This window comes from Cytobacillus oceanisediminis, assembly GCF_003182355.1.
GTDB classification, from domain to species: Bacteria; Bacillota; Bacilli; order Bacillales; family Cytobacillaceae; genus Cytobacillus; species Cytobacillus oceanisediminis_A.
On record NZ_QGTW01000004.1, the window covers coordinates 117,422 to 141,573 of the forward strand.

The window sequence follows — 24,152 nt, forward strand, 5'->3', positions numbered from 1 at the left end:
AGCATTTTAATCATTAATATTTAGAAAAAATGCTGTTCACTTTTTGTGAATATTACAAAACAGAGTTTTATAATGTAGTACAAAAGTCAACTTTAGATCAAACAGCAAATGATATGAAAGGGAGATGACAATGAAAAAGAAAAAGTTATTTGGTTTGGCTACAACAGTCCTGGCAAGCTTTTTACTCCTGGCTGGCTGCGGCGGGGAAGAGACAGGAGGCGAAGGCGGGGGAGGAAAGAAGAAGGTTATCAAAGTAGCTCACTACTTTGCTGAGGACCACCCCCAGAATGTTGCCTTAAAAGAAAAGTTTAAAACGATGGTTGAAGAAGAAAGCAACGGGGAGCTTGAAGTGCAAATTTTCCCGAACAGTACGCTTGGTGCAGAAAAAGAGTTCTATGACGGTGTCCGCAACGGGACCATTGAGATGGGAATTCCGGGCTTGATCATGCAGGCGGATATTCCAAAAATGGCAGCACCTGAATGGCCGTTCTTATTTAAAGATTTTGAACATGCCAAAACCGTATTGAATGGACCGATTGGCGAAGAACTGACTGAGGATCTTGAATCAGAGCATGGCGTAAAGCCGCTTGCCTGGAGTGCGAATGGCTTCCGGATGTTTTCTTCCAACCAGACGATTGAAAGTTTAGAAGATTTTAACGGCCTTCGACTAAGAATGCCAAATATCCCTAACTATATCGAGCTTGGAAAATTGCTTGGCGCCAATGTAACACCACTGCCAATTTCCGAAGTATTCACAGCGATGGAGCAAAACGTTGTGGATGGGCAGGATAACCCGATTGCTACTGTTCGGGCATCAGGCTGGTATGAAGTGCAAAGCGATATTTTGGAATCGAAGCATATGTTTAGCCCGAACTTGTATATTATCAACAGCAACTTTTGGAATGGTTTAACAGAAGAACAGCAGAAAATTATTGAAAAGGCTTCAAAGGAAGCCGCAAATTATGAATTTGAACTGCTTGAAAAGAGTTATGAAGAAGACAAGAAGTTTCTCGAGGACAATGGCCTAAAATTTACAGCACCGTCAGAAGAATTCTCAGCTGAAATGGAGGAAGCAGCACAGCCTCTATACGAAAAAATTTACAGTGAATTTGATTGGGCGAAGGATTTAGCAGACCGCATTCGCGCAGAAGCAAAGTAATTCTGCAAAAAACATCTTGGAGGGATAAAACCTTTTATTTCTCCAAGCTAATTTAGCAGGGAGGAAAAAGCCGTGTTTAGCAAAATCAGCTCTTTTTCTACTAAACTTTTAAACATTGCGATTGCCTTTTCACTGGCAGCCATGTCCCTCTCCGTCTTTGGAAACGTTGTACTGAGATATGTATTCAATTCCGGTCTAACTTGGTCAGAAGAAATGTCCCGCTACTTTTTCGTCTGGCTTGTATTTCTGGGGGCGATTGCCGCATTAAAAGACAAGATGCACCTCGGAGTGGACATTGTCGTCAATGCATTGCCAAAGGGACTTCAAAAAGTGGCCTTCATGATCAGCAATGCCATTGTACTTTATCTGCTTTGGCTTGTTTTGGAAGGAAGCTGGAAAATGACCATTCTCAATATGAACAGTACGGGCCCGGCAACGGGAATGCCGCTTTCCTATTTATATGGCATTGGGATCGTATCTAGCATTTGGATGATGGCCCTTATTATTGCCAGTCTATTTAAAGCACTCAAAGGTAAGTCCGAGCGGTTTACGATCATCCAATCTTCAGAAGACGTTTTATCAGAGGTTAATCCTAATCAGGAAGATAAGATTATAGCAAAATAAGGCTGGCAAGAAAGGAGGGCAATACTCGCCATGATAGGAGTATTTTTAGGATCACTATTTGGATCCCTGGCATTAGGGGTGCCGATTGCATTTGCGCTGCTGGCCAGCGGTGTCATGCTGATGTTTGTAATGGGAACTTTTGATAGCCAAATCGTTGCTCAAAACTTGATTAATGGGGCCAATAACTTTTCATTGATGGCCATCCCGTTCTTTGTTTTAGCAGGTGAATTGATGAATGCAGGCGGGATTTCCAAGCGTATCGTTGATTTTTCCATGGCGCTTGTGGGCCATATTAGAGGCGGCCTTGGATTTGTAGCCATTATTGCCAGTATTTTATTTGCGGGATTATCGGGATCAGCTGTTGCGGATACAGCCGCACTTGGAGCGATCTTAATTCCAATGATGATTGCCAAGGGTTATAACGTTAACACATCTACAGGCATCATCTGTGCATCCGGTATCATTGCTCCCGTTATTCCGCCAAGCATTCCGATGATTCTATTCGGGGTAACCGCGGGTGTATCGATTACAGATTTATTCATGGGCGGCATCATTCCTGGAGTGATGATGGGAGTCGGGCTAATGATTGGCTGGTTCTTTATGTCACGAAAAGATACCAGTGAACTGCCCCCGAGAAAATCGGCCAAAGAAATTTGGAAGGCGATTCAGCAGGCCAGTTTTGCCTTAATGCTTCCGGTCATCATCATTGGCGGACTGCGCGGCGGCGTTTTTACACCAACAGAAGCTGCTGTTGTAGCTGCGTTTTATGCCTTGTTTGTTGGCTTATTTATTTACCGGGAGCTGAAGCTTGATGAGTTGTATCAAGTTTTAATTGCTTCGGCAAAAACCACGAGTGTGGTTATGTTTGTGGCTGCTGCTGCAATGGTATCAGCCTGGCTGATTACCGTAGCAAACGTTCCGGCGGAAATTGCAGGCTATATGGGTTCACTTGTTGACAGCCCGCTGCTTTTAATGGTTGTGATTATGATTTTTCTATTATTGATTGGCCTTGTGATGGACCTGACACCAGCTATTCTGATTTTCACGCCAGTCTTGCTGCCTCTAGTTAAAATGGCTGGTATCGATCCTGTCTATTTCGGAATTGTCATGGTTATCAACCTGTGTATTGGATTGATTACTCCACCGGTTGGCACGGTTCTATATGTTGGCTGCGGAATAAGTAAAATCAGCCTGGCGGACTTGACGAAAGGCATCTGGCCATTCCTGGTCGTTCACGCAATCGTGCTGGCGCTCTTGATATTATTCCCGGAAATCATTACGGTGCCGCTTGCATGGCTAAATTAACCGGGCTGCCAGAGTGAGAATGATGAAGGAGATAAGGAAATATGGACATCATTAAAGAAATTTTAAAAGATATTCCCATTCCCAAAATGGTTAAAGTAAAGCAGAAATTTTCCGCACCCCAGCTGGAAGATGTAGGAGCTGAGGTGCGGAAAACACTGAATGAAACCAATGTGCTTACGAAAATAAGTGAAGGCGATTCTGTTGCGATTGCGGTTGGAAGCAGAGGCCTGGCTGAGTTGCCTGTTCTTGTGCGCGAGACCGTAAGGGAAATCAAACGTGCTGGCGGGCAGCCGTTTATCGTCCCGGCAATGGGAAGCCATGGCGGGGCCACAGATGAAGGCCAGATTGATGTCCTTCAACAATTGGGTGTGACGGAAGAGGCTGTCGGAGCACCGATTAAATCTTCAATGGAAGTGGTCAAAATTGGCGAACTTCCAAATGGGCTCCCGGTCTATATTGATCAAAACGCCTATGAAGCCGATAAAATTGTCGTCATTAACCGGATTAAGCCCCATACAGCCTTCCGAGGTCCCGTTGAAAGCGGGCTAATGAAGATGATTACCATCGGGCTTGGGAAGCAAAAAGGGGCAGAGGCCGCCCACGCCTATAGCTTTAAATATATGGCAGAGCATGTGCCTGAAATGGCCAAAATTTCTTTATCGAAGGCCCCGATCATTTTCGGCCTTGCTTCTCTTGAAAATGCATATGACAAGGTGGCAAAAGTCATTGCAGTACCTGCAGAAGATCTGGAAAAAACAGAGCCGGAATTATTAGAAGAAGCGAAGTCTTTGATGCCCAAAATTCATTTTGATGAGTTTGATGTTCTGATCGTGGATGAGCTTGGAAAGGATATTTCAGGCGATGGGATGGATCCAAATATAACAGGGAATTTCGCTACACCTTACGCCACTGGCGGACCCGATATTAAAAGAACAGTTGTGCTTGGCCTGACAGAAAAAACGCATGGAAATGCAAATGGCATCGGCATTGCGGACATGACAACCAAAGCGGTTGTGGATGAGATTATCTGGGAAAAAGGCTATGCTAACGCATTGACAAGTACCGTTATCGAAGTCATTAAACTTCCGATGGTCCTTGAAACAAAGGAGCTGGCAGTTAAGGCTGCCATAAAAACATGCAACGCATTCGATTTAAACAAGGTGAAAGCTGTTAGAATCAAGAATACATTAGATATCGGGGAGATTTGGATCTCGGAAAGTATGATTGAAGAAGCAAAACAAAATAGCAATCTGGAAATCATTTCAGAGCTGGAAGAATTGGTGCTCGATTAATTCGAAATATAGCTGCAAAATGATTTGCTGTTTTTGCAGATTGATAGATAAGGAGTGTTAACATGACACATTTATATCCGCTTATTGATAATCCTGTAAACCCTTACCGTGATAACGTGCAGGGGAAAGCCAATGAACCAATTACTGTAGCGGGTCTGCTTGACCGTGCAAAGCTGACACTCGGTTCCTCCTACGAAGGCGGAAAGCCGGATTGGACACTCGAAGAAATCTATAACCGCCTGGAAATGAATGCCCCGCGCATTGCCATTATCGGAGGTTCATCCGACCACCCGGCTCACATAATGGACTATCAGACGTCCTCACGGGCGGCAATCCGCATTTGGCAAAACGGAGGAGTGCCCTTTTATTTTTCTACTCCGGTTATGTGCGACGGTACAGCTCAAAGCAATCAGGGGATGAGCTATTCCCTGCAAAGCCGAAACGCTGTTGCCCAAATGGTTGTCAACCAGCTTGAAGCACATAGCTATCATGGTGCGTTCGTCATTCAAGGCTGCGATAAACAGCCTCTGGGCGTTGTAAGCGCATTGGCACATGTAGACCGTGTAAGGCGCAGCCGCGGCGAAGCTCCGTTCTTTGCAACATTTGCACCAGCGCATGTTCTGGAAGGCGGTTCAATTCCGGATGATGTCATCACCGAGCTGGAAGAGCTGGCGAAAAAAGCAGAATTGGAGGGTGCTTCAGATGTGGCGATTGATTTACGTGACACAATGGCCTATATATTGCAGTGCTCATCCAATACAGCCTTCCAGGGAGTTTTCGAGCGTGCCTATGAACGGGGCATTATAACAAAAGAACAGCATAAATATTTTGAGATGAGGCTGGCAGTTGCAACATGTGATGGCCAGGGCGGTGTGTGCGCTTTTAATGGAACGGGCAATAGTTCCCGCCATTTAGTAGCCGGAATGGGCCTTGTTCATCCAGCGGTTGAACTTCTGACAGATCCGCCAACACAAAGGCAGATCAATGCGGTTCTTGACAGTTTTGCCACCATGATCAATGAAGAAAAATATGGCGTTTCCAATATTGTTGCTGCAAACATTAAAAACGCCATTCGCATTCACAGTGCATCCGGCGGTTCAACTAACCTGATGATGCATATCGTGGCAGGCATGCTCTATGCAGGGTATAAATTCAGCTTATGGGATCTGGACCGCATTCATCATGAGCACCCGATTCCGGATCTGTTTGATTACAGCCTGACAGAAGGACGCGATATTTATTCGCTGGCTATGCAATGCTGCAGCGGCACGAGCAGAGGGATGGAAACACTCTTTTATGAACTCCTTGAAAATGGCGTACCAATGGATCAGGATGCCCCAACCGTTGCAGCCAGAACATGGAGAGAGCGTTTGGCCATTACACAAAGCTTGAAAGCTGTGAGTGTTAAAGAAAACCCGGTTATCCTATCAACGCCGCGCAGGACATTCAGCGGGGTAGATGTGCTGCAAGGAAACTTCTTTGAAAGCGCTGTTGTTAAAATAAGCGGCATGCCAACGCCTCAGCTTGACCAGTTCGATGACAAGCTTGCTTTCGTCCTTTATTTCGAGAATGAAGATGATGCGAATAAAAGTCTGCTCGACTCAAATCTCTTGAACAATATAAAGGGGAAAAAATTATTTGATCATAACCTGCTTCTTGAAACACTTAAATATAACAATAAGGAAGAATGGGAACTCCTAAAAGAAGAAACTTATGAAAAATTGTTTGACGAGATGGCTGAAAAAGGCATTTTAAAAATTTCAGTTGTGATTGCTGGCCAGGGCCCTGTGGCATTCGGAATGCCAGAGATGTTTACCCCAATGCAGCATATTAATGCCAACCGCGTGATGAAAAAGCTGGCAACCATCATTAGTGATGGGCGCTATTCTGGCGTCACATATGGTGCAGCAATCGGACATATGACACCTGAAGCCTATGAAGATGGAGGCATCGGTTTCCTTCAGACGGGCGACATTGTTCATCTTCAGCTTCGAGGCCGCCGCATTGATTTTGTAGACAGAGCCCAGCTATTTGCAGGAAACGTTATCCATTTATTCTCAGACAGCCTAAAAGAAGATAGACGACCACTTGCAGAGGAAAGAAAACAGCGAATGAAAGCACGCCAGAAGATGGTCGCGGCAAGCAACCGCATGTATGGTCATACAGATGCAGCGAATGGTGTTGTTCCATTGGCTGTCGTGGAAGATGCGGTGCTGGATTATGAAAATGATATTTTAATTCATGAAAAAAGCACGATTTCAAAATAAGGCAAGCTCGTCAAATATCCTGTAAAATTAGGCTAAATAGAACTAGAGGAGTGAGCAATAATGCCTATTATCCAATCAGTGGAACGCGCATTAAAAATAATGGATTTATTTGACGAGCGGGAGAGAGAATTATCCATTACTGAAATCAGCAAACGAATGAACCTTCATAAAAGTACAGTTCATTCGCTCTTAAAAACCTTACAGGAACAACGGTATATCTCACAAAATGAGGAGAATGGGAAATATCGGCTTGGGCTTAAGCTCTTTGAACGGGGCAATATGGTCCTGAGCAACTTTGATTTGCGGAAAGTAGCCAGAAAGCATCTTGAAAGACTATCCGCTACGACGAACTTAACCGTGCACCTTGTGATCCTGGACGGACAGGAAGGTGTTTATATCGATAAAGTGGAAGGAAGCGGTGTTACCGTCTTATATTCCCGCATTGGCCGGCGTGTCCCGGTTCATACAAGCGCGGTAGGCAAATCACTTATTTCAACGAAAACAGACGCCGAACTGGATCAGTTCCTTAAAAACTATCAATACACAAAACAAACACCGAAATCAATCAGCTCAAAAGAAGAATTATTAGAGGAAATCAACCATGTCCGGACGGCCGGATATTCAGTGGATAATGAAGAAAACGAACCAGGCATTGTCTGTTTCGCAGTTCCGATTAAAGATTATTCGGGCAAAGTTATAGCAGGCATAAGCATGTCTATGCCGGCTACAAAAGTAACAGATGAAATCCGCGAACATTACGTTGGCATTTTAAAAGATTGCAGCAACAGCATTTCGCAGGATCTCGGTTATGAGTATCAAAAAATTTAAAAAATGACAATCTGGTCATTCAGGAGGAATAAACAATGAGAATTATTCGCTACCTAAAAGAAAATGAAAAACAGCTTGCAGCTGTGACAAGTGAAAATGAAGTAGCAGACCTTCCATTCAACGATTTTATGTCGTTGATTGACAAGGCACGTGAAAATAATAGAACGGCATTTGACATTGTAAAACAAATTGCGGCTGAAACAGAAAAGCAGCCATTGGATGGTCTTCAGTTAACAACCCCAATCGATGCTCCAGAAGTGTGGGCATCAGGCGTGACATACAAAAAAAGCAGAGAAGCGCGAAACTATGAAGCCACACAAGGAAAGCTTGATCGTGAGACGTTTTATGACAAAGTCTATGATGCCGTACGCCCGGAAATTTTCTTTAAATCAACTGCTGCAAGAACAGTAGGTCCGAATGATGCTGTTTACCTCCGTTCTGATTCCAGCTGGCAAATTCCTGAGCCTGAGCTGGGGCTGGTTATTGATAAAGAGGGCAATGTCCTTGGCTACACAGCTGGCAACGACATGAGCTGCCGGGACATTGAAGGAGAAAACCCGCTTTACCTGCCGCAGGCAAAGGTTTGGAAAAACTCTTGCTCCATCGGGCCGGCTATTGTACTGGCAGATGCTGTATCAGACCCTTATGAGTTCCAAATTATTTGCCGCATTTACCGCGATGAAGAGCTTGTTTTTTACGGGGATGCACAAGTTAATCAGCTGAAACGTACGCTGGATGAGCTTGTCCATTACTTAGTGCTTGATAATGAAATTTTTGACGGAACGGTACTCCTGACAGGAACGTGTGTTGTCCCGCCAAATGAATTTACATTAGCCGAAAATGACCGGATTGAAATTGAAATTCCTGGAATCGGCGTCCTGAATAACCCGGTTGTCCAAAGTGAAAAAGCGAGGCAAGCAGCTAAGGGGTGAGGAAATGAGTGAGTATAAAACACTTTATTTAAACGAGAAAGATAGTGTAGCTGTCGCTCTTTCAGATATACCTGCAGATGCTGAAGTGATTGTCAAAACGGAGGGCAGCGAAAAAACGGTTAGGATTCTTGAACCCATCCGCTTTGGCCATAAGTTCGCAGTCAGAGCGATTCCCCAGGGGGATGACATTATTAAATATGGAGAGGTGATCGGGGCAGCACTATTCCCGATCGATGCCGGGGAACACGTCCATGTCCATAACCTTGAAGGCAAAAGAGGAAGAGGTGACAAAGTTGTTTAATGAGAAACTTCAGTTTTGGGGTTACCGCCGTCCTGATGGCCGTGTTGGCGTAAGAAATCATGTGCTGATCCTGCCAACTATTACTTGCGCGACGCAAACTGCCCAGCGGGTGACGGAGCTTGTCAGCGGAACCGTAACATTCATTCACCAGCATGGCTGTGCCCAGGTTGGAACGGATTATGACCAGACGGCAAGAACCTACGCCGGAATGGGAATGAACCCAAATGTATATGGTGTTATCGTTCTCGGCCTTGGATGCGAAACCCACCAGGCACACCGTATTGGCGATGAGATCGCTAAATGCGGCAAGCCGGTGGAAACCGTCTCCATCCAGGATCATGGCGGTACGCTTCAAACCATTGCCGAGGTGGCAAAGATAGCGGTGAAAATGGTTCAGGATGCTTCGATGGTACAGCGGGAGCTATGCGATTTCAGCGAATTGATCGTCGGCACAGAATGCGGGGGATCTGATGCATGCTCCGGCCTTTCGGCAAACCCTGCTGTTGGACGCACGAGCGATTTGATTGTTGAACAGGGCGGGACAGCTATTTTAGCCGAAACAACCGAATTAATTGGTGCAGAGCATTTGCTTGCCAACCGTGCAGCTAATGACTCAGTTGCGAAAAAAGCTTATGCCGTCATTAAAATGATGGAAAATCGTTCGATCCAAATGGGTGTGGACATCCGCACGGGCAATCCAAGCCCGGGCAACATTGAGGGCGGCTTAAGTTCACTGGAGGAAAAGTCGCTGGGAGCTGCGACAAAATCGGGTACAACACGATTGGAAGAAGTCATTGACTATGCACAAAAACCTACAAAAAAAGGACTGGTCTGGATGGATACGCCCGGCCATGACATTGAACAGCTAACGGGTATGGTTGCTGGCGGCGCGCAAATTGTCCTGTTTACCAGCGGGCGTGGAACACCCACCGGATCACCAATCGCTCCGGTTATTAAAATCTCAACAAACACACCAATGTTCGAACGCATGAATGAAAACATGGATCTTGATGCCGGCACCATCGTAGACGGCAAAGAAACGGTCGCCGATGTAGGCGGGCGTATCATGAATGAAATTCAAGCTGTAGCAAATGGCAAATTGACAAAAGCGGAGATTTTGAAACAGCATGACTTCGGAATCTGGCGAATTGGTCCGACATTTTAATAAAAGGCTCTGCATTTACCAACTGGAATTAGAAAAAACCGGCTAAATTACTGAAATTAGCAGATTTTCAGACTCGAATTAGCGGGTCGAATAACATTTACCGGCCATTTTCAGAAAAATTCCGGTCAAACTAGAGCATTTACCGGCCGAAATTAGAAAAATACCGGCCAAACTACCGGATTTACCGGCCAAACGGTATTCTGCAGCAACTCAAATTTGGTTTAACGGCCAAATTCATGATTTTATCGGCCAAAAACGGCCAGTTATCGGCCAAATCCAAAGGTTTAACGGCTAAACTGCTAGATTTAACGGCCAAATGTTTGTTTAGCAGGATTATTCAGCATCCAGCGGGGAGACCCCGCAAACCGGACCGCCGGCAGTTGGCTGAGCCCCTTAAGGGGGAATCAACAGGCAAGTTTACCAGACTTAACAATGCCTATTAAAAAGGAGAGGGTTTAAACATGAAAACGACAATCGAAACAAAAACGTATAGCAACTTTATTAATAATGAATGGAAAGAATCAGCATCCGGGAAAGTCATTACAAGCATTAATCCTGCCAATAAGGAAGCAGTCGGCTACGTTCAAAATTCTACTGAAGAAGAATTAAACCAGGCGGTAGAGGCAGCACACAACGCGAAAAAGGCGTGGCGCAAGCTGGGCCAGGCAGCAAGAGGCCAGCTATTGTTCCAAACAGCAAACCTTCTGGAAGCAAGACTGGATGAAATTGCCGAATCCATGACAAGGGAAATGGGCAAAACCCTGCCAGAAGCAAAAGGAGAGACAGCAAGAGGGATTGCGATTCTTCGTTACTATGCAGGGGAAGGAATGCGCAAAGATGGAGATGTGATTCCATCCACAGATAAAGATGCCCTTATGTTCACAAAGCGTACTCCGCTTGGCGTTGTGGGTGTCATTACTCCTTGGAATTTCCCTGTTGCCATTCCAATCTGGAAAATCGCTCCTGCCCTTGTATATGGAAATACAGTTGTATTCAAGCCTGCAAGTGAAGCGGCTGTTACTGCTGCAATGGTGGTTGAGTGCTTTGCAGAAGCAGGCTTCCCTGAAGGTGTCTTAAACTTCGTAACGGGTTCAGGCTCTGTTATAGGCCAGGGATTGATCGATCACCCTAAATTGAACGCCATTACGTTTACAGGATCAGAAAGTGTCGGACAGAGTGTAGCGAAAGCAGCTGCTGCGCGCGGCATCAAATTCCAGCTTGAAATGGGCGGCAAGAACCCTGTTATCGTTTCGAAAAATGCCAATCTTGACCTGGCTGTTGAAGCAGTCATCAGCGGAGGATTCCGCTCTTCCGGCCAAAAATGTACAGCATCAAGCCGTGTCATCGTAGAATCCGAAGTCTATAACGAATTTAAGCAAAAACTAATAGAAGCAACTAAAAAAATCACAGTCGGCAATGGGCTTGAAGAGGGCATCTGGATGGGGCCTTGTGCAAGTGAAAGCCAATTCAACACGTTCAATAAGTACATTGAGATCGGGAAAAACGAAGGTGCAAGACTGGTCCATGGCGGCGAAGTGCTGACAGGCGGAGAATATGATAACGGCTTCTTCGTTAAACCGGCAATTTTTGAAGAAGTGACACCAGATATGACGATTGCCCAGGAAGAGATTTTCGGGCCGGTAGTCGCTCTTATTAGAGCCGTTGACCTGGAAGAGGCAATCGATTTGGCGAACAATACGAAATATGGATTGAGCGCATCCATTTTTACATCAGATATCAGCTCCATTTTGGAATTCATTGATGAAATCGAAGCGGGGCTTGTCCGTATTAATGCGGAAAGCGCAGGAGTAGAGCTGCAGGCGCCATTCGGCGGCATGAAAGCCTCAAGCACAGGCTCACGCGAACAGGGGGAAGCCGCGAAAGAATTCTATACAGCCATTAAAACCGTTTTCATCAAAGGTTCTTAATAAACCGGAGAAAAAAACATGTTCATATTTTCATCTCTATTAATCAAGTAATGCATAGAGATCTATTCAACCATAAAAAGGAGATTTCCGGAATAGAAATCTCCTTTTTATAAAAATGTTGCGAGGTGCCCATATGAAAATTACGAAACTTTCATTATACAAAGTTCCGCCGCGCTGGCTGTTTTTAAAGATTGATACGGACGAAGGCATTTCCGGGTGGGGAGAGCCAGTTGTTGAAGGACGTGCTGAAACAGTGAAGGCGGCAGTTACTGAGCTTTCCGATTATATCATTGGACGAAACCCCAATGACATCGAAGACATATGGCAAACACTGTACCGGGGCGGCTTTTACCGGGGCGGCCCGATTTTAATGAGTGCCATCTCCGGCATTGAGCAGGCTCTCTGGGATATTAAAGGCAAGTATTACAACATACCAGTCTATGAAATGCTTGGCGGTAAAGCGCGCCAGAAAATTAAAGTGTATTCATGGATCGGAGGCGACCGGCCGGCCGATGTTGCTGCGGCAGCAAAAGAAAAACAAGAACAGGGTTTTCAAGCCGTTAAAATGAATGCCTCGGAAGAAATGAACTACATAGACAGCTTTTCAAAAGTGGATGCAGTCATTGAGCGCGTAGCATCGATTCGCGAGGCGCTGGGAAAAGATTTTGGAATCGGCGTTGATTTTCACGGCCGGATTCATAAAACAATGGCCAAAACGCTTGTGAAAGAGCTTGAGCCGTACCGGCCTATGTTCATTGAAGAACCGGTGCTGCCGGAAAATAATGAAGCTCTTCGTGAAATAGCGCTTCATACGACCTGCCCGATTGCAACCGGAGAAAGAATGTATACGCGCTGGGGATTTAAGCAGCTTCTTCAAGACGGATATGTGGATATTATCCAGCCTGATCTTTCCCACACAGGCGGTATTTTGGAAGGAAAGAAAATAGCCGCGATGGCTGAAGCCTATGATGTGTCCATTGCGCCGCATTGTCCATTGGGCCCAATGACACTTGCTTCATCGGTTCATCTGGATGCCTCTACTCCAAATTTCATCATCCAGGAGCAAAGCCTTGGCATTCACTATAACCAGGGAATGGACATTCTGGATTATATAAATAATCCTGAGATATTTGCCTATAAAGATGGCTATGTAAATATTCCGGATCAGCCTGGCCTTGGAATCGACATAAATGAAGAAAAAGTAAAGCAGGCAGCGGAAGTCGGGCATGACTGGAAAAACCCTATTTGGCGCCATGAAGATGGCAGCATTGCCGAATGGTAAGGAGAAGGAGGAGAGCATAATGAGCTTTCATGGAATCATCCCTCCGGTTGTCACCTTATTTGACGAAGCCGGAAATCTGGATTTGGAGCTAAATAGACGCTATATTGATAAGCTGATTTCACAGAATATTCATGGTATTTTGCTGATGGGCAGTTCAGGCGAGTTTTCTTCTCTTTCCATCGAAGAGCGGAAGCTTTATGTAAGGGAAATGATTAAACATATCCGTGGGCGCGTAAAAGTAATGGTTGGCGTGGGTCATACAGCGCTAAAGGAAGTCCTTGAACTGACTTCTTATGCAGAAGAATTGGGAGCAGATGGTGTACTGGTTGTCAGCCCTTACTATTGGAAGCTCTCAGATGAGCAGCTTTACCGTTTTTATTCAACTGTTGCCAGCCATACTGAGCTGCCAGTGTTTATTTATAATATCCCGCAATTAACCGGACAAAATTTGCCGGTTGAGCTAATTGTAACATTGGCCAAAGATTGCCCCAATATTTCTGGCATTAAGGAAACAGTCGGTGATTTTGGCCACATTCGCCAGGTGATCACAGAGGTGAAGAAAGTCCGTCCTGACTTCCTTGTTTTCTCAGCATTTGATGAGCATATGCTGCCTGCCCAAATGATTGGCGCAGATGGCAGCATTAACGGAAGCGCCGTTTTTGCTCCGGAAATATCTGTGGATTTATATGAATCTTATCAAAGAGGAGATTTGGCTGAAGCGGAGAGAAACCACCAGCTGATCTCCAGGCTTATGGATGTTTACACCTATTGCCCGACGTTTTTTACAGCCATGAAAGAAGCCGTTCATCTGCGCTGGTTTGATACAGCAGCGGGGCACCGTGTTCCATTCGATGTATACCCCGCCGATTTACGTGAAAATGTTCGTAATCTATTAAAAACTATCGAAACGAAAGAAGGTATCCAACCATGAAAGAATCCCGCGAATTGCTTGAACAATTAGGCTACCCATCCAGTGATTTTCAAGAATTGCCGACATCTGCAAAAAGATTTCCGGACGGTGCACAGTACCGTGTTGAAATTCCCAGTGTTGAAGGACCTGAAGCGTTAAAAGCTACGCTTGAAGAAATTGACCGCCTGGGCTTGACGATTCACCGCGTCTCCCAGGGAAGCGGCATTATGCTTCAAACAGATGAAGAAATTAAAGAAATGTGTGATCTGACAGCCGAACGAGGCATGGAGCTAAGCTTGTTCGTAGGTCCGCGAGGCACTTGGGATATCAGTGCAGCTCCGTTTACATCGGGCGGCAAATCCCAGGCTCTTCGCCACGAAGGAGCCGATCAGCTGGTTTATGCAATGGAAGATTTAAAGCGCGGTGCTGCACTCGGCTTAAGGGGTGCGCTTGTGGCGGATGAGGGACTTCTTCTTTTAACAAAAGAAATGAAAAAGAAGGGACAACTTCCGGAGGACTTCGTTGTGAAGGTATCCGTTCAAATGGGCTCGGCCAATCCAGTATCAGTAAAATTAATGCAGGATATTGGCGCAGATACCTACAATGTTCCTTCCGCATTGCCGCTGGCTAAACTTGCAGCCATCCGGCAGGCCATTGATATTCCGATCGATTTGTACGTAGAGGTTCCTGATAATTTCGGCGGATTTCTGCGCTACTACGAAATCCCGGAAATCATTCGGGTGCTTGCTCCAGTTTATATTAAATTCGGGCTTCGCAATCATCCGGATGTTTATCCTTCAGGAAAACAATGGGAAAGCACAAATATCTCCCTTGTGAAAGAACGTGTCCGCCGTGCTTCCATTGGCATTCAAATGATTGAGCGCTACTATCCGGAAGCAAAAACCTCTGAGCTTGGTGCGAAAGGGCTCGGAATTCCGAAAGTCGAAAAAACGTTAGCTAAATAACAAAAGATCCCTGAAGCGGCCCCATGCCGTTCCAGGGATTTCTTACTATTATTTTAGGAGTGAAATCGGATGGCTTTTAAAGTGCTATTAACAGACTATGAATTTGAGAATCTGAAATATGAAGAAGCCGTGTTTGCGGAAAGCGGCCTTGACATCGAATTTATCAAAGCGCAATGCAAAACAGAAGAAGAGGTTTTAGAACAAGCTAAACATGCAGATGCCATTTTAAATCAATATGCACCTATATCACGCCGTGTTATTGAATCCCTTGAAAATACCAAGGTTATTTCCCGCTACGGTGTGGGTGTCAACACGATTGATCTGGATGCCGCGAATGCAAAAGGCATTACGGTTGCCAATGTACCTGATTATGGGATGGAAGAGGTTTCAAACCATGCATTGGCCCTTTTATTATCATGGGCCCGCAAAGTAACTCTATTAAATAATGAAGTGAAAAAAGGCAAATGGGACTTCAAAGCATGTGTACCGATTCACCGCTTTAACGAACAGACGGTAGGGGTTCTCGGATTCGGCCGCATTCCACGGCGGTTTATTGAAAAAGTGAAGCCTCTTGGCTTTAAAACGGCAGCGTATGACCCATTTGTTTCGGCAGAAGATATGGCTGCTGCCGGGGTACAAAAAATGGAGCTTGATGAAATCATACGGGAAGCAGATTATTTGTCGGTTCATGTCCCGCTTATTAAAGATACCTTCCATATGTTAAATGAAGAACGTTTCAGGCAAATGAAGAAAAATGCCGTGATCATTAACACTGCCCGCGGTCCGATTATAGATGAAAAGGCACTTATCGCAGCACTGGAAGAAGGAATCATTGCCGGTGCAGCTCTCGATGTAACAGAGGAAGAGCCGATTAGCATAGATAGCCCGCTACTCCACATGGACAATGTCATCATAACTCCGCACAGTGCCTGGTATTCTGAGGAAGCAATGGTCGAGCTTCGCCAAAAAGCTGCGAAAAATATCGTTCAGGTTTTAAAAGGTGAAAAAACACCTTATGCATTAACTTAGGAAAGGGTGTGGGTGATTATGAAAATAGCTGCTTTTTCCGTCCATTCACAACCGCATATTGGCGTTTTGCAGGAAGAGCGCGCAATCAGTTTAACCTTACTGAGCGGAGATCGATTTCCGCTCTGTGTGAAAACCTTTATAGAAAAAAGCGAAGAGCTGCTGCCGCTTGCTAAAAACCTGATTGAGCAGTGTGACAGTGATGATGCTGTTTTCCCAATCTCTGATGTGAAGATTCTTCCGCCGATTCCATCACCGGAAAAAATTATTTGTGTCGGCTTGAATTATATTGACCATTGCAGGGAAACCGGAATGGAGCCGCCTGCTTCACCGGTAATCTTTTCAAAGTATGCAAATGCCATTGTCGGCCATCATGACGCTGTGGAAATTCCCAGCAATTCCAATGAGGTCGATTTTGAAGCGGAGCTTGCTATTGTAATAGGCAAAGAAGCAAAGCATGTATCCGAAGAAGACGCAAACGATTATGTTTTTGGCTATACGATCATGAATGACATTAGCGCCCGCGATTTGCAATTTAAAGACGGACAGTGGTCCCGCGGCAAAACAGCAGATACATTTGCCCCGACAGGGCCAGTGATTGTAACAAAGGACGAAGCAGGGGATCCTCACAACCTCTCAATCTCGCTTGAGCTCAATGGGGAGATCATGCAGGATTCGAATACAAATAATTTAATATTTACCATTCCGCAGATCATTTCATTCTTATCACAGTCGATGACGCTTAGACCAGGCGATTTAATTGCAACTGGGACCCCTCCAGGAGTCGGAATGGGCCGAAGCCCGAAGGTGTGGCTGAAGGATGGGGACAGAATGAGTATTACCATTGAGAAAATCGGAACGCTTTCCAATTATGTGAAAGGCTGACTACCGGAAGAAAGAGGCTGATAGGCATGGATGTTGTAACAATCGGAGAAACGATGGCTCTATTTACGCCGAATGAAGAGGGCATGCTCCGCCATGCCCATTCCTTTTCGATGAAGTTTGGCGGTGCAGAATCCAATGTCGCCATCGGATTAAGCCGCCTCGGCCACCGCTCAAGATGGATCAGCCGTCTTGGGGAGGATGAGTTTGGGGATGCGATGCAATCATTCATCCGCGGTGAAGGAGTGGATGTTTCCTATGTAACACGCGATCAAAGTGTTCCGACCGGTGTGTTTTTTAAAGAGTTCAGGCGCTTGAATGATACGCGTGTCTATTACTATAGAAAAGACTCTGCCGCCAGCAAAATGAGCGCTGAATGGCTGCAGGAAGACTCCGTTTCAGATGCTGAATATCTTCATATTACAGGAATAACCCCAGGACTTAGTGAATCCTGCCGGGAAATGCTTGAAAAAGCCATCGGCATTGCCAAAGGAAAAGGAACGAAAATTGTTTTTGATCCAAATCTCCGGTTGAAAATTTGGAAAGATGAAGAAGAGGCCCGCCATTTTTTAAAAAAATATGCCTCGGAAAGCGATATTGTCCTTCCCGGCATTTCCGAAGCGGAATTTTTATTTGGCGCTTGTTCACCGGAGGAATATGTTGAAAAATTTCATGCTCTCGGAATTGAAACAGTCATTATGAAACTGGGGAAAGAAGGAGCACTGGTTTCTTCCCAGTCCGTCCCATTAACGAAAATTCCGGGCTTTACTGTTGAGCGGGTAGTCGATCCAGTCGGGGCTGGCGATGCATTTGCGGCTGGTGTGCTTTCAGGTCTGCTGGACGGATTGCCGCTGGAGGAAGCGGTACTAAGAGGCAACGCGATGGGAGCAATGGTAACCATGGTGAATGGCGATGCAGAAGGTTTGCCGAATCGATCTGATCTTGTGTCCTTTATGAACGGCGGCTTGGACGATGTTACAAGATAAAAAGGAGGAGAATCAGTGAACAGGTTAGAAGAATTAAAGAAGCGCAAAATTGTTGCGGTCATCCGCGGTGCGCATCCTGATCAAATTTTGCCAATTGCACACGCGCTGCAGGCAGGGGGTGTTAGCACATTTGAAATTACGGTTGAAACGCCAAAGGTGTGCACGCTAATCGAAAAAGTGAAAGAAGAGTTTGGAAATGAGGTCATTGTTGGGGCAGGTACGGTGCTGGACCCTGAAACAGCACGCGCAGTAATTATGTCCGGAGCAGAGTTTATCTTTTCGCCAACCGTTAATGCCGAGACAATTAAAATGGCAAAACGCTACGGTGTCCTCAGCATTCCTGGCGCCCTCACACCAACAGAAATTCTGACTGCATATGAACATGGCGGGGATATTATCAAAGTGTTTCCAGCCGATGTAATGGGCGTTCCTTACTTTAAAAATCTGCAAGGACCACTTCCCCATATCCCATTAATGCCTACAGGCGGCATAAGCGCAGAAAATATCCAGGACTATTTGAAAGCAGGGGCTGTTGCTGCCGGTGTAGGCGGTTCATTAGTAAATGCAAAAAAGCTGAATTCTGAAGAAGATTATTTGAATCTTACTGAAAAGGCCAAGCAATTTTCTGCTTTGGCGGGACATTGAGCCTGAGAAAATGGCTCATGGCCTTACGATAAAGGAGGATACGATCGTGGACATACACCTCAGTTTAGAAAAAGAGCAGCAGCTGAAAAAGATTTTATCAGATATGGAAAGCATCATCATTGCCTTTTCCGGAGGTGTGGACAGTACCTATTTATTAAAAGTGGCATTGGATACGTTAGGAGAAGAGAATGTTTTGGCTATTACTGCCGATTCCGAGTCTTTCCCTCGCTCTGAACTGGAGGAGACGATTCGAATTGCCAAGTCATTAAATGCACCGCACCAAGTTATACAAATGTCGGAGTTATCCATACCTGGCTATGCCGAAAATGATTCAAACAGATGCTACTACTGCAAAAAAGGGCTGTTTGATGAGCTTTATCCTATTATGATCGAGCAAGGATACAAGAATTTGACATTTGGACTTATTAAAGATGATTTAGGTGAACATCGGCCAGGTGTGAAAGCTGCTATGGAGAAAAACGTAAGGGGACCGCTGGCGGAAGCGGATATAACAAAGGAAGATATTCGCATCCGGTCCAAGGAACTTGGGCTTGATACCTGGGATAAACCTTCGCTGGCCTGCCTATCCTCCAGAATTGCCTATGGTGAAAAAATCACCATTGAAAAATTAAAGAAAGTAGATCAGGCTGAGCAATTTATTAAAGGCTTTGGAATTAAGCAGGTAAGAGTCCGGGTTCATAATGAAATTGCAAGAATAGAAGTGGATCCGCAGGATATGGCAAACCTCCTCAAATATCATGAACAAGTTTCAGATGCGCTGAAACGCATCGGCTTTAAATATGTGGCGATGGACTTAACGGGCTATAAAAGCGGCAGTATGAATCAAATGCTCCAATCATCGGCGGCGAAGTAAAGTCTCTTTTTTCTATATCCCTCGCGTGAACCTGGTTGACGATAGGATCGAAAAGATGACGATATATTAAGGAAATTGATGATCATTAAGAAATTAGCTATGAAAATAGAGGCAGAGGGTTCATGCTAGCCTGTTTGACCAGGAAGATAGATTATTGATGAAAATGAAGCTTTTTTAATAAGAAAAATGGAATTTTCAAAAGAAAACTGTCTTTTTTCGTTTGGCTGTGTTAAAGCTTATTGTTGTATTTGGCACCCTGTTGATTGGAGTGTAAGGCGGGAGACTCCAGCGGGAGGAGGCTTCCAGACCACCCGCGGTTCGCTGAGTGCCTGGAGCGGAAATCAACAGGCCTATTTAACAGAGCCTTTCGTTAAAAAAAGCATTTACTGACGCTAGAGTCGGCAAATGCTTTTTTATTTATATGGAATTAAGCTATTTGCCTGAGTGGAATGTGGCTAGGAGTGGATTCGCTTCTTGAGCTGATTAATTTCAGTATCATGCAGCCCGCTCTTTTTGCTGAGGTGGTCAATATCAATTTTCGTACCTATTAAAGTATCAGAGATAACATGAAAGGTTTCTTCATGCTGTTCTTACTTTGCTTCGATGTGCTTAAAATGGCTTCTAAATTCGGTTGCATTGCTGTCGATTTGTTCAGAAAGCATCCTTACTCTGTCATCTACACTGACTAATTTGTCCTCAACATGACCAAGCCTTATTTTTACATCAGATAGATCTCCGCCAATAGAATTAAACCTTTCATCGATCGAAGCAAACCTTTTATCGATTGAAATAAATCTTTCGTCGATTGAAACAAATCTTTTATCGACTGAATCAAATCTGTCATCGATTGAATCAAATCTTCTTGAATGTTCTTTTAAAGTACTTAAAATTTCATTAAGAATTTTCTCCATTTTTTTCACCTCCTTTTTCGACATTATACCACACGTTGTGGGAAATCATGCTGTTTTCAAATAGCTGCTAATACAAAGCTGACCGCTTATCGAGCGAGCATTTTGACTATATGTATAATCGAATACAGATGAAATAAATTGAGTCCAGACCAATAACCTTATACGATTTTGTCTATTTGTAAAATGATCAATACAAATACTAGTATTGGTATTTAGGTGATCTGTCATGAAGGTGTTTATAAATTAACCAACTAACTCAAAAAGGACTAATATTTGATAAAAATATAAATCCCTTCACATCCTAAAAATAATCAAGAGAAACTGCTTGCACTAGTCCTTTAATACGGCAGTTCACTGGCATTTACACAGCAAAATCTCCGTGCTATACTCACTGACAGTAAAAATGGAAGATTTACCTTTAGAAGGTATCGCATGAAACGTAAATATGGGACGAGCGCATATGGACTCGGCTTGCCCCCTTAAAATTACCCGCAAAGATTAAGTCACCGGAGGGAGAAGAGGATGGGAAAGAAAAGAAGAGCTTATACATATAGTACAAAAGCGGAAAGGGCGCTGGAGTATTTATTTGTTTTAATAGGATCAGGAATTGTAGCGATAGCTTTCAATGTATTCTTGCTGCCAAACCGGATTGCGTCAGGGGGAGTAAGCGGAATCAGTACAATTCTTGATGCGGTTGCTGGCTGGGAGCCGGCTTATGTGCAGTGGGCGTTTAATATACCGCTCTTTATAGCGGGAGTCCTATTACTGGGAAAGCAATTTGGGGCCAAAACGCTTGCCGGAACCATTTTTCTGCCGTTTGTCGTCTTTTTAACAAAGGATTTTGCAGCATGGACACTGGATCCATTACTTGCTTCCCTTTTTGGCGGGATCGGTGTAGGCCTTGGTTTAGGAATCGTTTTCAGGGGTAAAGCATCAACAGGCGGGACAGACCTTGCTGCTCAGATTATTAATAAATACACTGGCCTGTCACTCGGAACCTGTGTAGCGCTAATTGATGGACTGATTGTTCTATCGGCAGCGATTATTTTTGACATTGAACAAGGATTATATGCCTTGATTGCCTTGTATGTCACCAGCAAAACCATTGATTTAGTGCAGCTTGGATTCAGCCGGACGAAGATGGCATTGATCATTACGGAAAAACAAACGGAAGTTCGTGAAGGGATTTTGAATAAAATTGACCGAGGTGTGACAAAACTATCAGCATACGGCGGATATACCGACCATGAACGTCCTGTCCTTATGTGTGTAGTGGATCAGACAGAGTTCACAAAATTGAAACAACTGGTTCAAACCATTGATCCTACAGCATTTATCATTGTTGCGGATGCTTCCGAGGTATTGGGCGAGGGTTTCAAAAGGGCATAGGCTTGGTATAATATAGCTGTACTTAGTATTTTTTCCTGAGGGGGAATAAATGGTGAAAAAGAAGCTACTAGCATTACTAATGGGTACTTCACTTGTTCTGGCTGCATGCGGCGGCGGTGGAGACGAAGCAACTGAAGAACAAGATACAGCAACAAATGGCGGCGGAGAAACAACAACTGCTGACGCCGGTGACGCACAAAAGCTTTATGACCAAAAATGTTCAAGCTGCCATGGTGCCAACCTTGAAGGCGGTGTAGGACCTGCCCTTGATAAAATTGGTGCAAACCTTTCCCAAGAGGACATTGAAAATACGATTGCCAACGGTAAAGGTGCTATGCCTGCAGGCTTGCTTCAAGGTGAGGAAGCTTCCCAAGTAGCTGCTTGGCTGGCAGGAAAGAAATAATTAGAATAAAGGACAGCAAGTCCGGAATGAAAACGTTCTGTAACCAGCAGGACGTTTTTTATTTGCCCTATTTTTACACTTGTTTTAAAATTCAAGCAAAAAAAATCTGCAAAATACGACGCACAGCTCCATGAACCAACTTTATATAAGAAGAAAGAAGGAAAAAATCGTCGAATGGGAGAATAACTGACTAGTATATAAATGAAATTCAGGTAAAAAGTAACAAAAAATTACAGGCTTGAAAAGAAACTGTAATAATTTTTTCCGTTATTTTGAGAAACTATGATGTTATAATGGGTTGTGTGAGAATTTTAGATGGCTAAAAAGGGAGTATTTACAAATACTGTGTCATCCTCCATGTCGAAAGGATGTCGTTTTTTAGCGAAAAGAGGAATCTCTTTAATTCTTAATACACACTAGATACTAGGTGATATATATGATAGAAATGAAAGACGTATATAAAAGGTACCCGAATGGCGTTACCGCTGCAAGCGGCATTGACGTCCATATCAAGCAGGGTGAGTTTGTATACGTTGTAGGCCCAAGCGGAGCGGGTAAATCGACTTTTATTAAGATGATGTACCGGGAAGAAAAGCCCTCGAGCGGGACGATAACGATAGATGGAGTGAACCTTGCTACTTTGAGAAGTACAAAGGTTCCACTTTTACGAAGGAAAATCGGTGTAGTCTTCCAGGACTTTAAACTTTTGCCTACATTAACTGTATATGAAAATGTAGCTTTTGCTCTTGAAGTAATAGAAGAACAGCCCAAAACGATAAAAAAGCAAGTTATGGAAACACTGGAGCTTGTAAATTTAAAGCATAAAGCACGGATGCTTCCGACCGAATTATCAGGCGGTGAGCAGCAGCGTGTATCCATTGCGAGATCAATTGTTAATGCTCCAAAGGTCGTGATAGCGGACGAGCCTACAGGTAACCTTGACCCGGATACTTCATGGGAAATCATGAACATCTTCGAGGAAATCAACACGAGAGGAACGACTGTGGTCATGGCAACTCATAATAAAGAAATTGTTAATACGATTAAACACCGCGTTATTGCCATTGAAGGCGGCCGTATCGTACGTGACGAGCAAAGAGGTGATTATGGCTATGAAAGCTAGAACCTTGCGCCGGCACTTTCGTGAAAGTTTTAAAAGCCTTGGCCGTAATGGATGGATGACATTCGCTTCGGCAAGTGCGGTAACAGTAACACTGATTTTGGTTGGTGTATTTTTCGTCATTATGATGAATCTCAACAAGGTGGCGACGACCATTGAAGAGGACGTGGAAATCCGCGTTCACATCGATGTTGCTGCAAATGAGCAGGATCAGCAAGTTTTACGGCAAAAAATCGAAGGAATACCCGAAGTCAAAACAGTCGAATACTCAACTAAGGAAAAAGAGCTAGATAATCTGATAGACAGCCTTGGTGAAGAAGGGGAAGCCTTCAAACTGTTCGAACAGGATAATCCGTTGAACGATGTATTTATCGTAAAGACGAAAAACCCGACAGACACAATGACAGCAGCAAAACAAATTGAAAAAATGGAGTATACTGCAAAAGTCAAATACGGACAGGGACAAGTTGAGAAACTCTTCAACTTTATTAATGCCAGCCGAAACGTCGGTCTGGTACTGATTGTCGGCCTGCTATTCACAGCGATGTTCCTGATTTCAAACACGATTAAAATTACGATTATGTCGCGAAGAAGAGAAATCGAGATTATGAGATTAGTAGGAGCAACCAACGCCTTTATCAGATGGCCATTCTTTCTTGAAGGATTATGGCTTGGACTGCTTGGATCCATTATTCCGATCGGGCTTGTTGCGACAGCCTATTATTATGCCTATGACTACCTGGCGCCCAAGCTTGAGGGGCATTTTGTCAGGCTGCTGGAATTCAACCCGTTTGTTTACCAGGTTTCCGGCCTGCTTATCCTAATGGGTGCGCTAATTGGTGTATGGGGAAGCTTAATGTCAGTGCGGAAATTCCTTAAAGTGTAACCAGCTTTGAAGGGCCTGCGGGGGGGAACCTTTTCAGGCGCCTTCAAGCCTTATCATAATAGACGATTTACT

Annotated in this window: 23 protein-coding genes; 22 read left to right on the forward strand and 1 reads right to left on the reverse strand. The window is 44.4% G+C overall.

Features of this window, described 5'->3' with window-relative positions; genetic code table 11:
• Positions 1-130: 130 nt before the first annotated feature.
• The 18 genes from DFO73_RS09455 to larE all read left to right on the forward strand — a co-directional run bounded on the left by DFO73_RS09455 (position 131) and on the right by larE (position 19,371).
• Entirely contained in the window at positions 131-1,159 is a 1,029-nt protein-coding gene (locus DFO73_RS09455) for a TRAP transporter substrate-binding protein (protein WP_110064543.1), read from the forward strand.
• A 72-nt stretch (positions 1,160-1,231) separates the two neighbouring features.
• Positions 1,232-1,783: a TRAP transporter small permease gene (locus DFO73_RS09460; protein ID WP_110064544.1), complete on the forward strand. Its 552-nt coding sequence runs from the start codon at positions 1,232-1,234 to the stop codon at positions 1,781-1,783.
• A 30-nt stretch (positions 1,784-1,813) separates the two neighbouring features.
• Complete coding sequence (locus DFO73_RS09465; protein ID WP_110064545.1) at positions 1,814-3,088, forward strand: TRAP transporter large permease; 1,275 nt, start codon at positions 1,814-1,816, stop codon at positions 3,086-3,088.
• A 41-nt stretch (positions 3,089-3,129) separates the two neighbouring features.
• Entirely contained in the window at positions 3,130-4,380 is a 1,251-nt protein-coding gene (locus DFO73_RS09470) for a lactate racemase domain-containing protein (RefSeq protein WP_110064546.1), read from the forward strand.
• Positions 4,381-4,442: 62 nt separating this feature from the next.
• A complete protein-coding gene (locus tag DFO73_RS09475) occupies positions 4,443-6,647 on the forward strand; it encodes a dihydroxy-acid dehydratase domain-containing protein (protein WP_110064547.1) in 2,205 nt (734 codons plus the stop codon).
• Between the two features lie 60 nt (positions 6,648-6,707).
• A complete protein-coding gene (locus DFO73_RS09480; protein WP_110064548.1) occupies positions 6,708-7,475 on the forward strand; it encodes an IclR family transcriptional regulator in 768 nt (255 codons plus the stop codon).
• Between the two features lie 35 nt (positions 7,476-7,510).
• The gene (locus tag DFO73_RS09485; protein WP_110064549.1) at positions 7,511-8,407 is read left to right on the forward strand and encodes a fumarylacetoacetate hydrolase family protein; all 897 of its coding nucleotides are present in this window, start codon (positions 7,511-7,513) and stop codon (positions 8,405-8,407) included.
• Positions 8,408-8,411: 4 nt separating this feature from the next.
• The gene (locus DFO73_RS09490; protein ID WP_110064550.1) at positions 8,412-8,708 is read left to right on the forward strand and encodes a UxaA family hydrolase; all 297 of its coding nucleotides are present in this window, start codon (positions 8,412-8,414) and stop codon (positions 8,706-8,708) included.
• Positions 8,659-9,873, forward strand: a complete 1,215-nt coding sequence (locus tag DFO73_RS09495) for a UxaA family hydrolase (RefSeq protein ID WP_258309361.1) — start codon at positions 8,659-8,661, stop codon at positions 9,871-9,873. Before DFO73_RS09490 ends, DFO73_RS09495 begins: the two co-directional genes overlap by 50 nt.
• Positions 9,874-10,334: 461 nt before the next feature.
• Positions 10,335-11,801: an alpha-ketoglutaric semialdehyde dehydrogenase GucD gene (gucD, locus tag DFO73_RS09500; protein ID WP_110064552.1), complete on the forward strand. Its 1,467-nt coding sequence runs from the start codon at positions 10,335-10,337 to the stop codon at positions 11,799-11,801.
• Positions 11,802-11,934: 133 nt separating this feature from the next.
• On the forward strand, positions 11,935-13,083 hold the full coding sequence (gene dgoD, locus DFO73_RS09505) for a galactonate dehydratase (protein WP_110064803.1): 1,149 nt from the start codon (positions 11,935-11,937) through the stop codon (positions 13,081-13,083).
• Between the two features lie 19 nt (positions 13,084-13,102).
• A complete protein-coding gene (locus DFO73_RS09510) occupies positions 13,103-14,014 on the forward strand; it encodes a dihydrodipicolinate synthase family protein (protein ID WP_110064553.1) in 912 nt (303 codons plus the stop codon).
• A complete protein-coding gene (locus DFO73_RS09515) occupies positions 14,011-14,958 on the forward strand; it encodes a U32 family peptidase (RefSeq protein WP_110064554.1) in 948 nt (315 codons plus the stop codon). The genes DFO73_RS09510 and DFO73_RS09515 overlap by 4 nt, the downstream gene beginning before the upstream one ends.
• A gap of 69 nt (positions 14,959-15,027) precedes the next feature.
• Positions 15,028-15,987: a C-terminal binding protein gene (locus DFO73_RS09520; protein WP_110064555.1), complete on the forward strand. Its 960-nt coding sequence runs from the start codon at positions 15,028-15,030 to the stop codon at positions 15,985-15,987.
• A gap of 18 nt (positions 15,988-16,005) precedes the next feature.
• A complete protein-coding gene (locus DFO73_RS09525) occupies positions 16,006-16,869 on the forward strand; it encodes a fumarylacetoacetate hydrolase family protein (protein WP_110064556.1) in 864 nt (287 codons plus the stop codon).
• Positions 16,870-16,895: 26 nt separating this feature from the next.
• A complete protein-coding gene (locus DFO73_RS09530) occupies positions 16,896-17,852 on the forward strand; it encodes a sugar kinase (RefSeq protein ID WP_110064557.1) in 957 nt (318 codons plus the stop codon).
• A gap of 15 nt (positions 17,853-17,867) precedes the next feature.
• Entirely contained in the window at positions 17,868-18,497 is a 630-nt protein-coding gene (locus tag DFO73_RS09535; RefSeq protein WP_110064558.1) for a bifunctional 4-hydroxy-2-oxoglutarate aldolase/2-dehydro-3-deoxy-phosphogluconate aldolase, read from the forward strand.
• Positions 18,498-18,543: 46 nt separating this feature from the next.
• Positions 18,544-19,371, forward strand: coding sequence for an ATP-dependent sacrificial sulfur transferase LarE (gene larE, locus DFO73_RS09540; RefSeq protein WP_110064559.1), 828 nt, complete (start codon positions 18,544-18,546; stop codon positions 19,369-19,371).
• Between the two features lie 590 nt (positions 19,372-19,961).
• Here the strand turns inward: larE and DFO73_RS09545 are convergent.
• Positions 19,962-20,282 carry a hypothetical protein gene (locus DFO73_RS09545; protein ID WP_110064560.1) on the reverse strand — a complete coding sequence of 107 codons (321 nt, stop codon included), beginning with the start codon at positions 20,280-20,282 and terminating at the stop codon, positions 19,962-19,964.
• Positions 20,283-20,804: 522 nt separating this feature from the next.
• On the opposite strand from DFO73_RS09545, the gene DFO73_RS09550 reads away from it, so the two are divergent.
• The 4 genes from DFO73_RS09550 to ftsX all read left to right on the forward strand — a co-directional run bounded on the left by DFO73_RS09550 (position 20,805) and on the right by ftsX (position 24,080).
• Positions 20,805-21,671: a YitT family protein gene (locus DFO73_RS09550; RefSeq protein ID WP_110064561.1), complete on the forward strand. Its 867-nt coding sequence runs from the start codon at positions 20,805-20,807 to the stop codon at positions 21,669-21,671.
• Positions 21,672-21,723: 52 nt separating this feature from the next.
• Complete coding sequence (cccB, locus tag DFO73_RS09555) at positions 21,724-22,074, forward strand: cytochrome c551 (RefSeq protein ID WP_110064804.1); 351 nt, start codon at positions 21,724-21,726, stop codon at positions 22,072-22,074.
• A gap of 436 nt (positions 22,075-22,510) precedes the next feature.
• Positions 22,511-23,197 carry a cell division ATP-binding protein FtsE gene (ftsE, locus tag DFO73_RS09560; RefSeq protein WP_110064562.1) on the forward strand — a complete coding sequence of 229 codons (687 nt, stop codon included), beginning with the start codon at positions 22,511-22,513 and terminating at the stop codon, positions 23,195-23,197.
• Entirely contained in the window at positions 23,187-24,080 is an 894-nt protein-coding gene (ftsX, locus tag DFO73_RS09565) for a permease-like cell division protein FtsX (RefSeq protein ID WP_110064563.1), read from the forward strand. Before ftsE ends, ftsX begins: the two co-directional genes overlap by 11 nt.
• Positions 24,081-24,152 lie beyond the last annotated feature (72 nt).

Coding starts and splice junctions, on each gene's coding strand:
- DFO73_RS09455 (WP_110064543.1), top strand. CDS start 131: ATGAAAAAGAAAAAGTTATTTGGTTTGGCTACAACAGTCCTGGCAAGC.
- DFO73_RS09465 (WP_110064545.1), top strand. CDS start 1,814: ATGATAGGAGTATTTTTAGGATCACTATTTGGATCCCTGGCATTAGGG.
- DFO73_RS09470 (WP_110064546.1), top strand. CDS start 3,130: ATGGACATCATTAAAGAAATTTTAAAAGATATTCCCATTCCCAAAATG.
- DFO73_RS09475 (WP_110064547.1), top strand. CDS start 4,443: ATGACACATTTATATCCGCTTATTGATAATCCTGTAAACCCTTACCGT.
- DFO73_RS09480 (WP_110064548.1), top strand. CDS start 6,708: ATGCCTATTATCCAATCAGTGGAACGCGCATTAAAAATAATGGATTTA.
- DFO73_RS09485 (WP_110064549.1), top strand. CDS start 7,511: ATGAGAATTATTCGCTACCTAAAAGAAAATGAAAAACAGCTTGCAGCT.
- DFO73_RS09490 (WP_110064550.1), top strand. CDS start 8,412: ATGAGTGAGTATAAAACACTTTATTTAAACGAGAAAGATAGTGTAGCT.
- DFO73_RS09495 (WP_258309361.1), top strand. CDS start 8,659: ATGTCCATAACCTTGAAGGCAAAAGAGGAAGAGGTGACAAAGTTGTTT.
- gucD (WP_110064552.1), top strand. CDS start 10,335: ATGAAAACGACAATCGAAACAAAAACGTATAGCAACTTTATTAATAAT.
- dgoD (WP_110064803.1), top strand. CDS start 11,935: ATGAAAATTACGAAACTTTCATTATACAAAGTTCCGCCGCGCTGGCTG.
- DFO73_RS09510 (WP_110064553.1), top strand. CDS start 13,103: ATGAGCTTTCATGGAATCATCCCTCCGGTTGTCACCTTATTTGACGAA.
- DFO73_RS09515 (WP_110064554.1), top strand. CDS start 14,011: ATGAAAGAATCCCGCGAATTGCTTGAACAATTAGGCTACCCATCCAGT.
- DFO73_RS09520 (WP_110064555.1), top strand. CDS start 15,028: ATGGCTTTTAAAGTGCTATTAACAGACTATGAATTTGAGAATCTGAAA.
- DFO73_RS09525 (WP_110064556.1), top strand. CDS start 16,006: ATGAAAATAGCTGCTTTTTCCGTCCATTCACAACCGCATATTGGCGTT.
- DFO73_RS09530 (WP_110064557.1), top strand. CDS start 16,896: ATGGATGTTGTAACAATCGGAGAAACGATGGCTCTATTTACGCCGAAT.
- DFO73_RS09545 (WP_110064560.1), bottom strand. CDS start 20,282: ATGGAGAAAATTCTTAATGAAATTTTAAGTACTTTAAAAGAACATTCA.
- DFO73_RS09550 (WP_110064561.1), top strand. CDS start 20,805: ATGGGAAAGAAAAGAAGAGCTTATACATATAGTACAAAAGCGGAAAGG.
- ftsE (WP_110064562.1), top strand. CDS start 22,511: ATGATAGAAATGAAAGACGTATATAAAAGGTACCCGAATGGCGTTACC.
- ftsX (WP_110064563.1), top strand. CDS start 23,187: ATGAAAGCTAGAACCTTGCGCCGGCACTTTCGTGAAAGTTTTAAAAGC.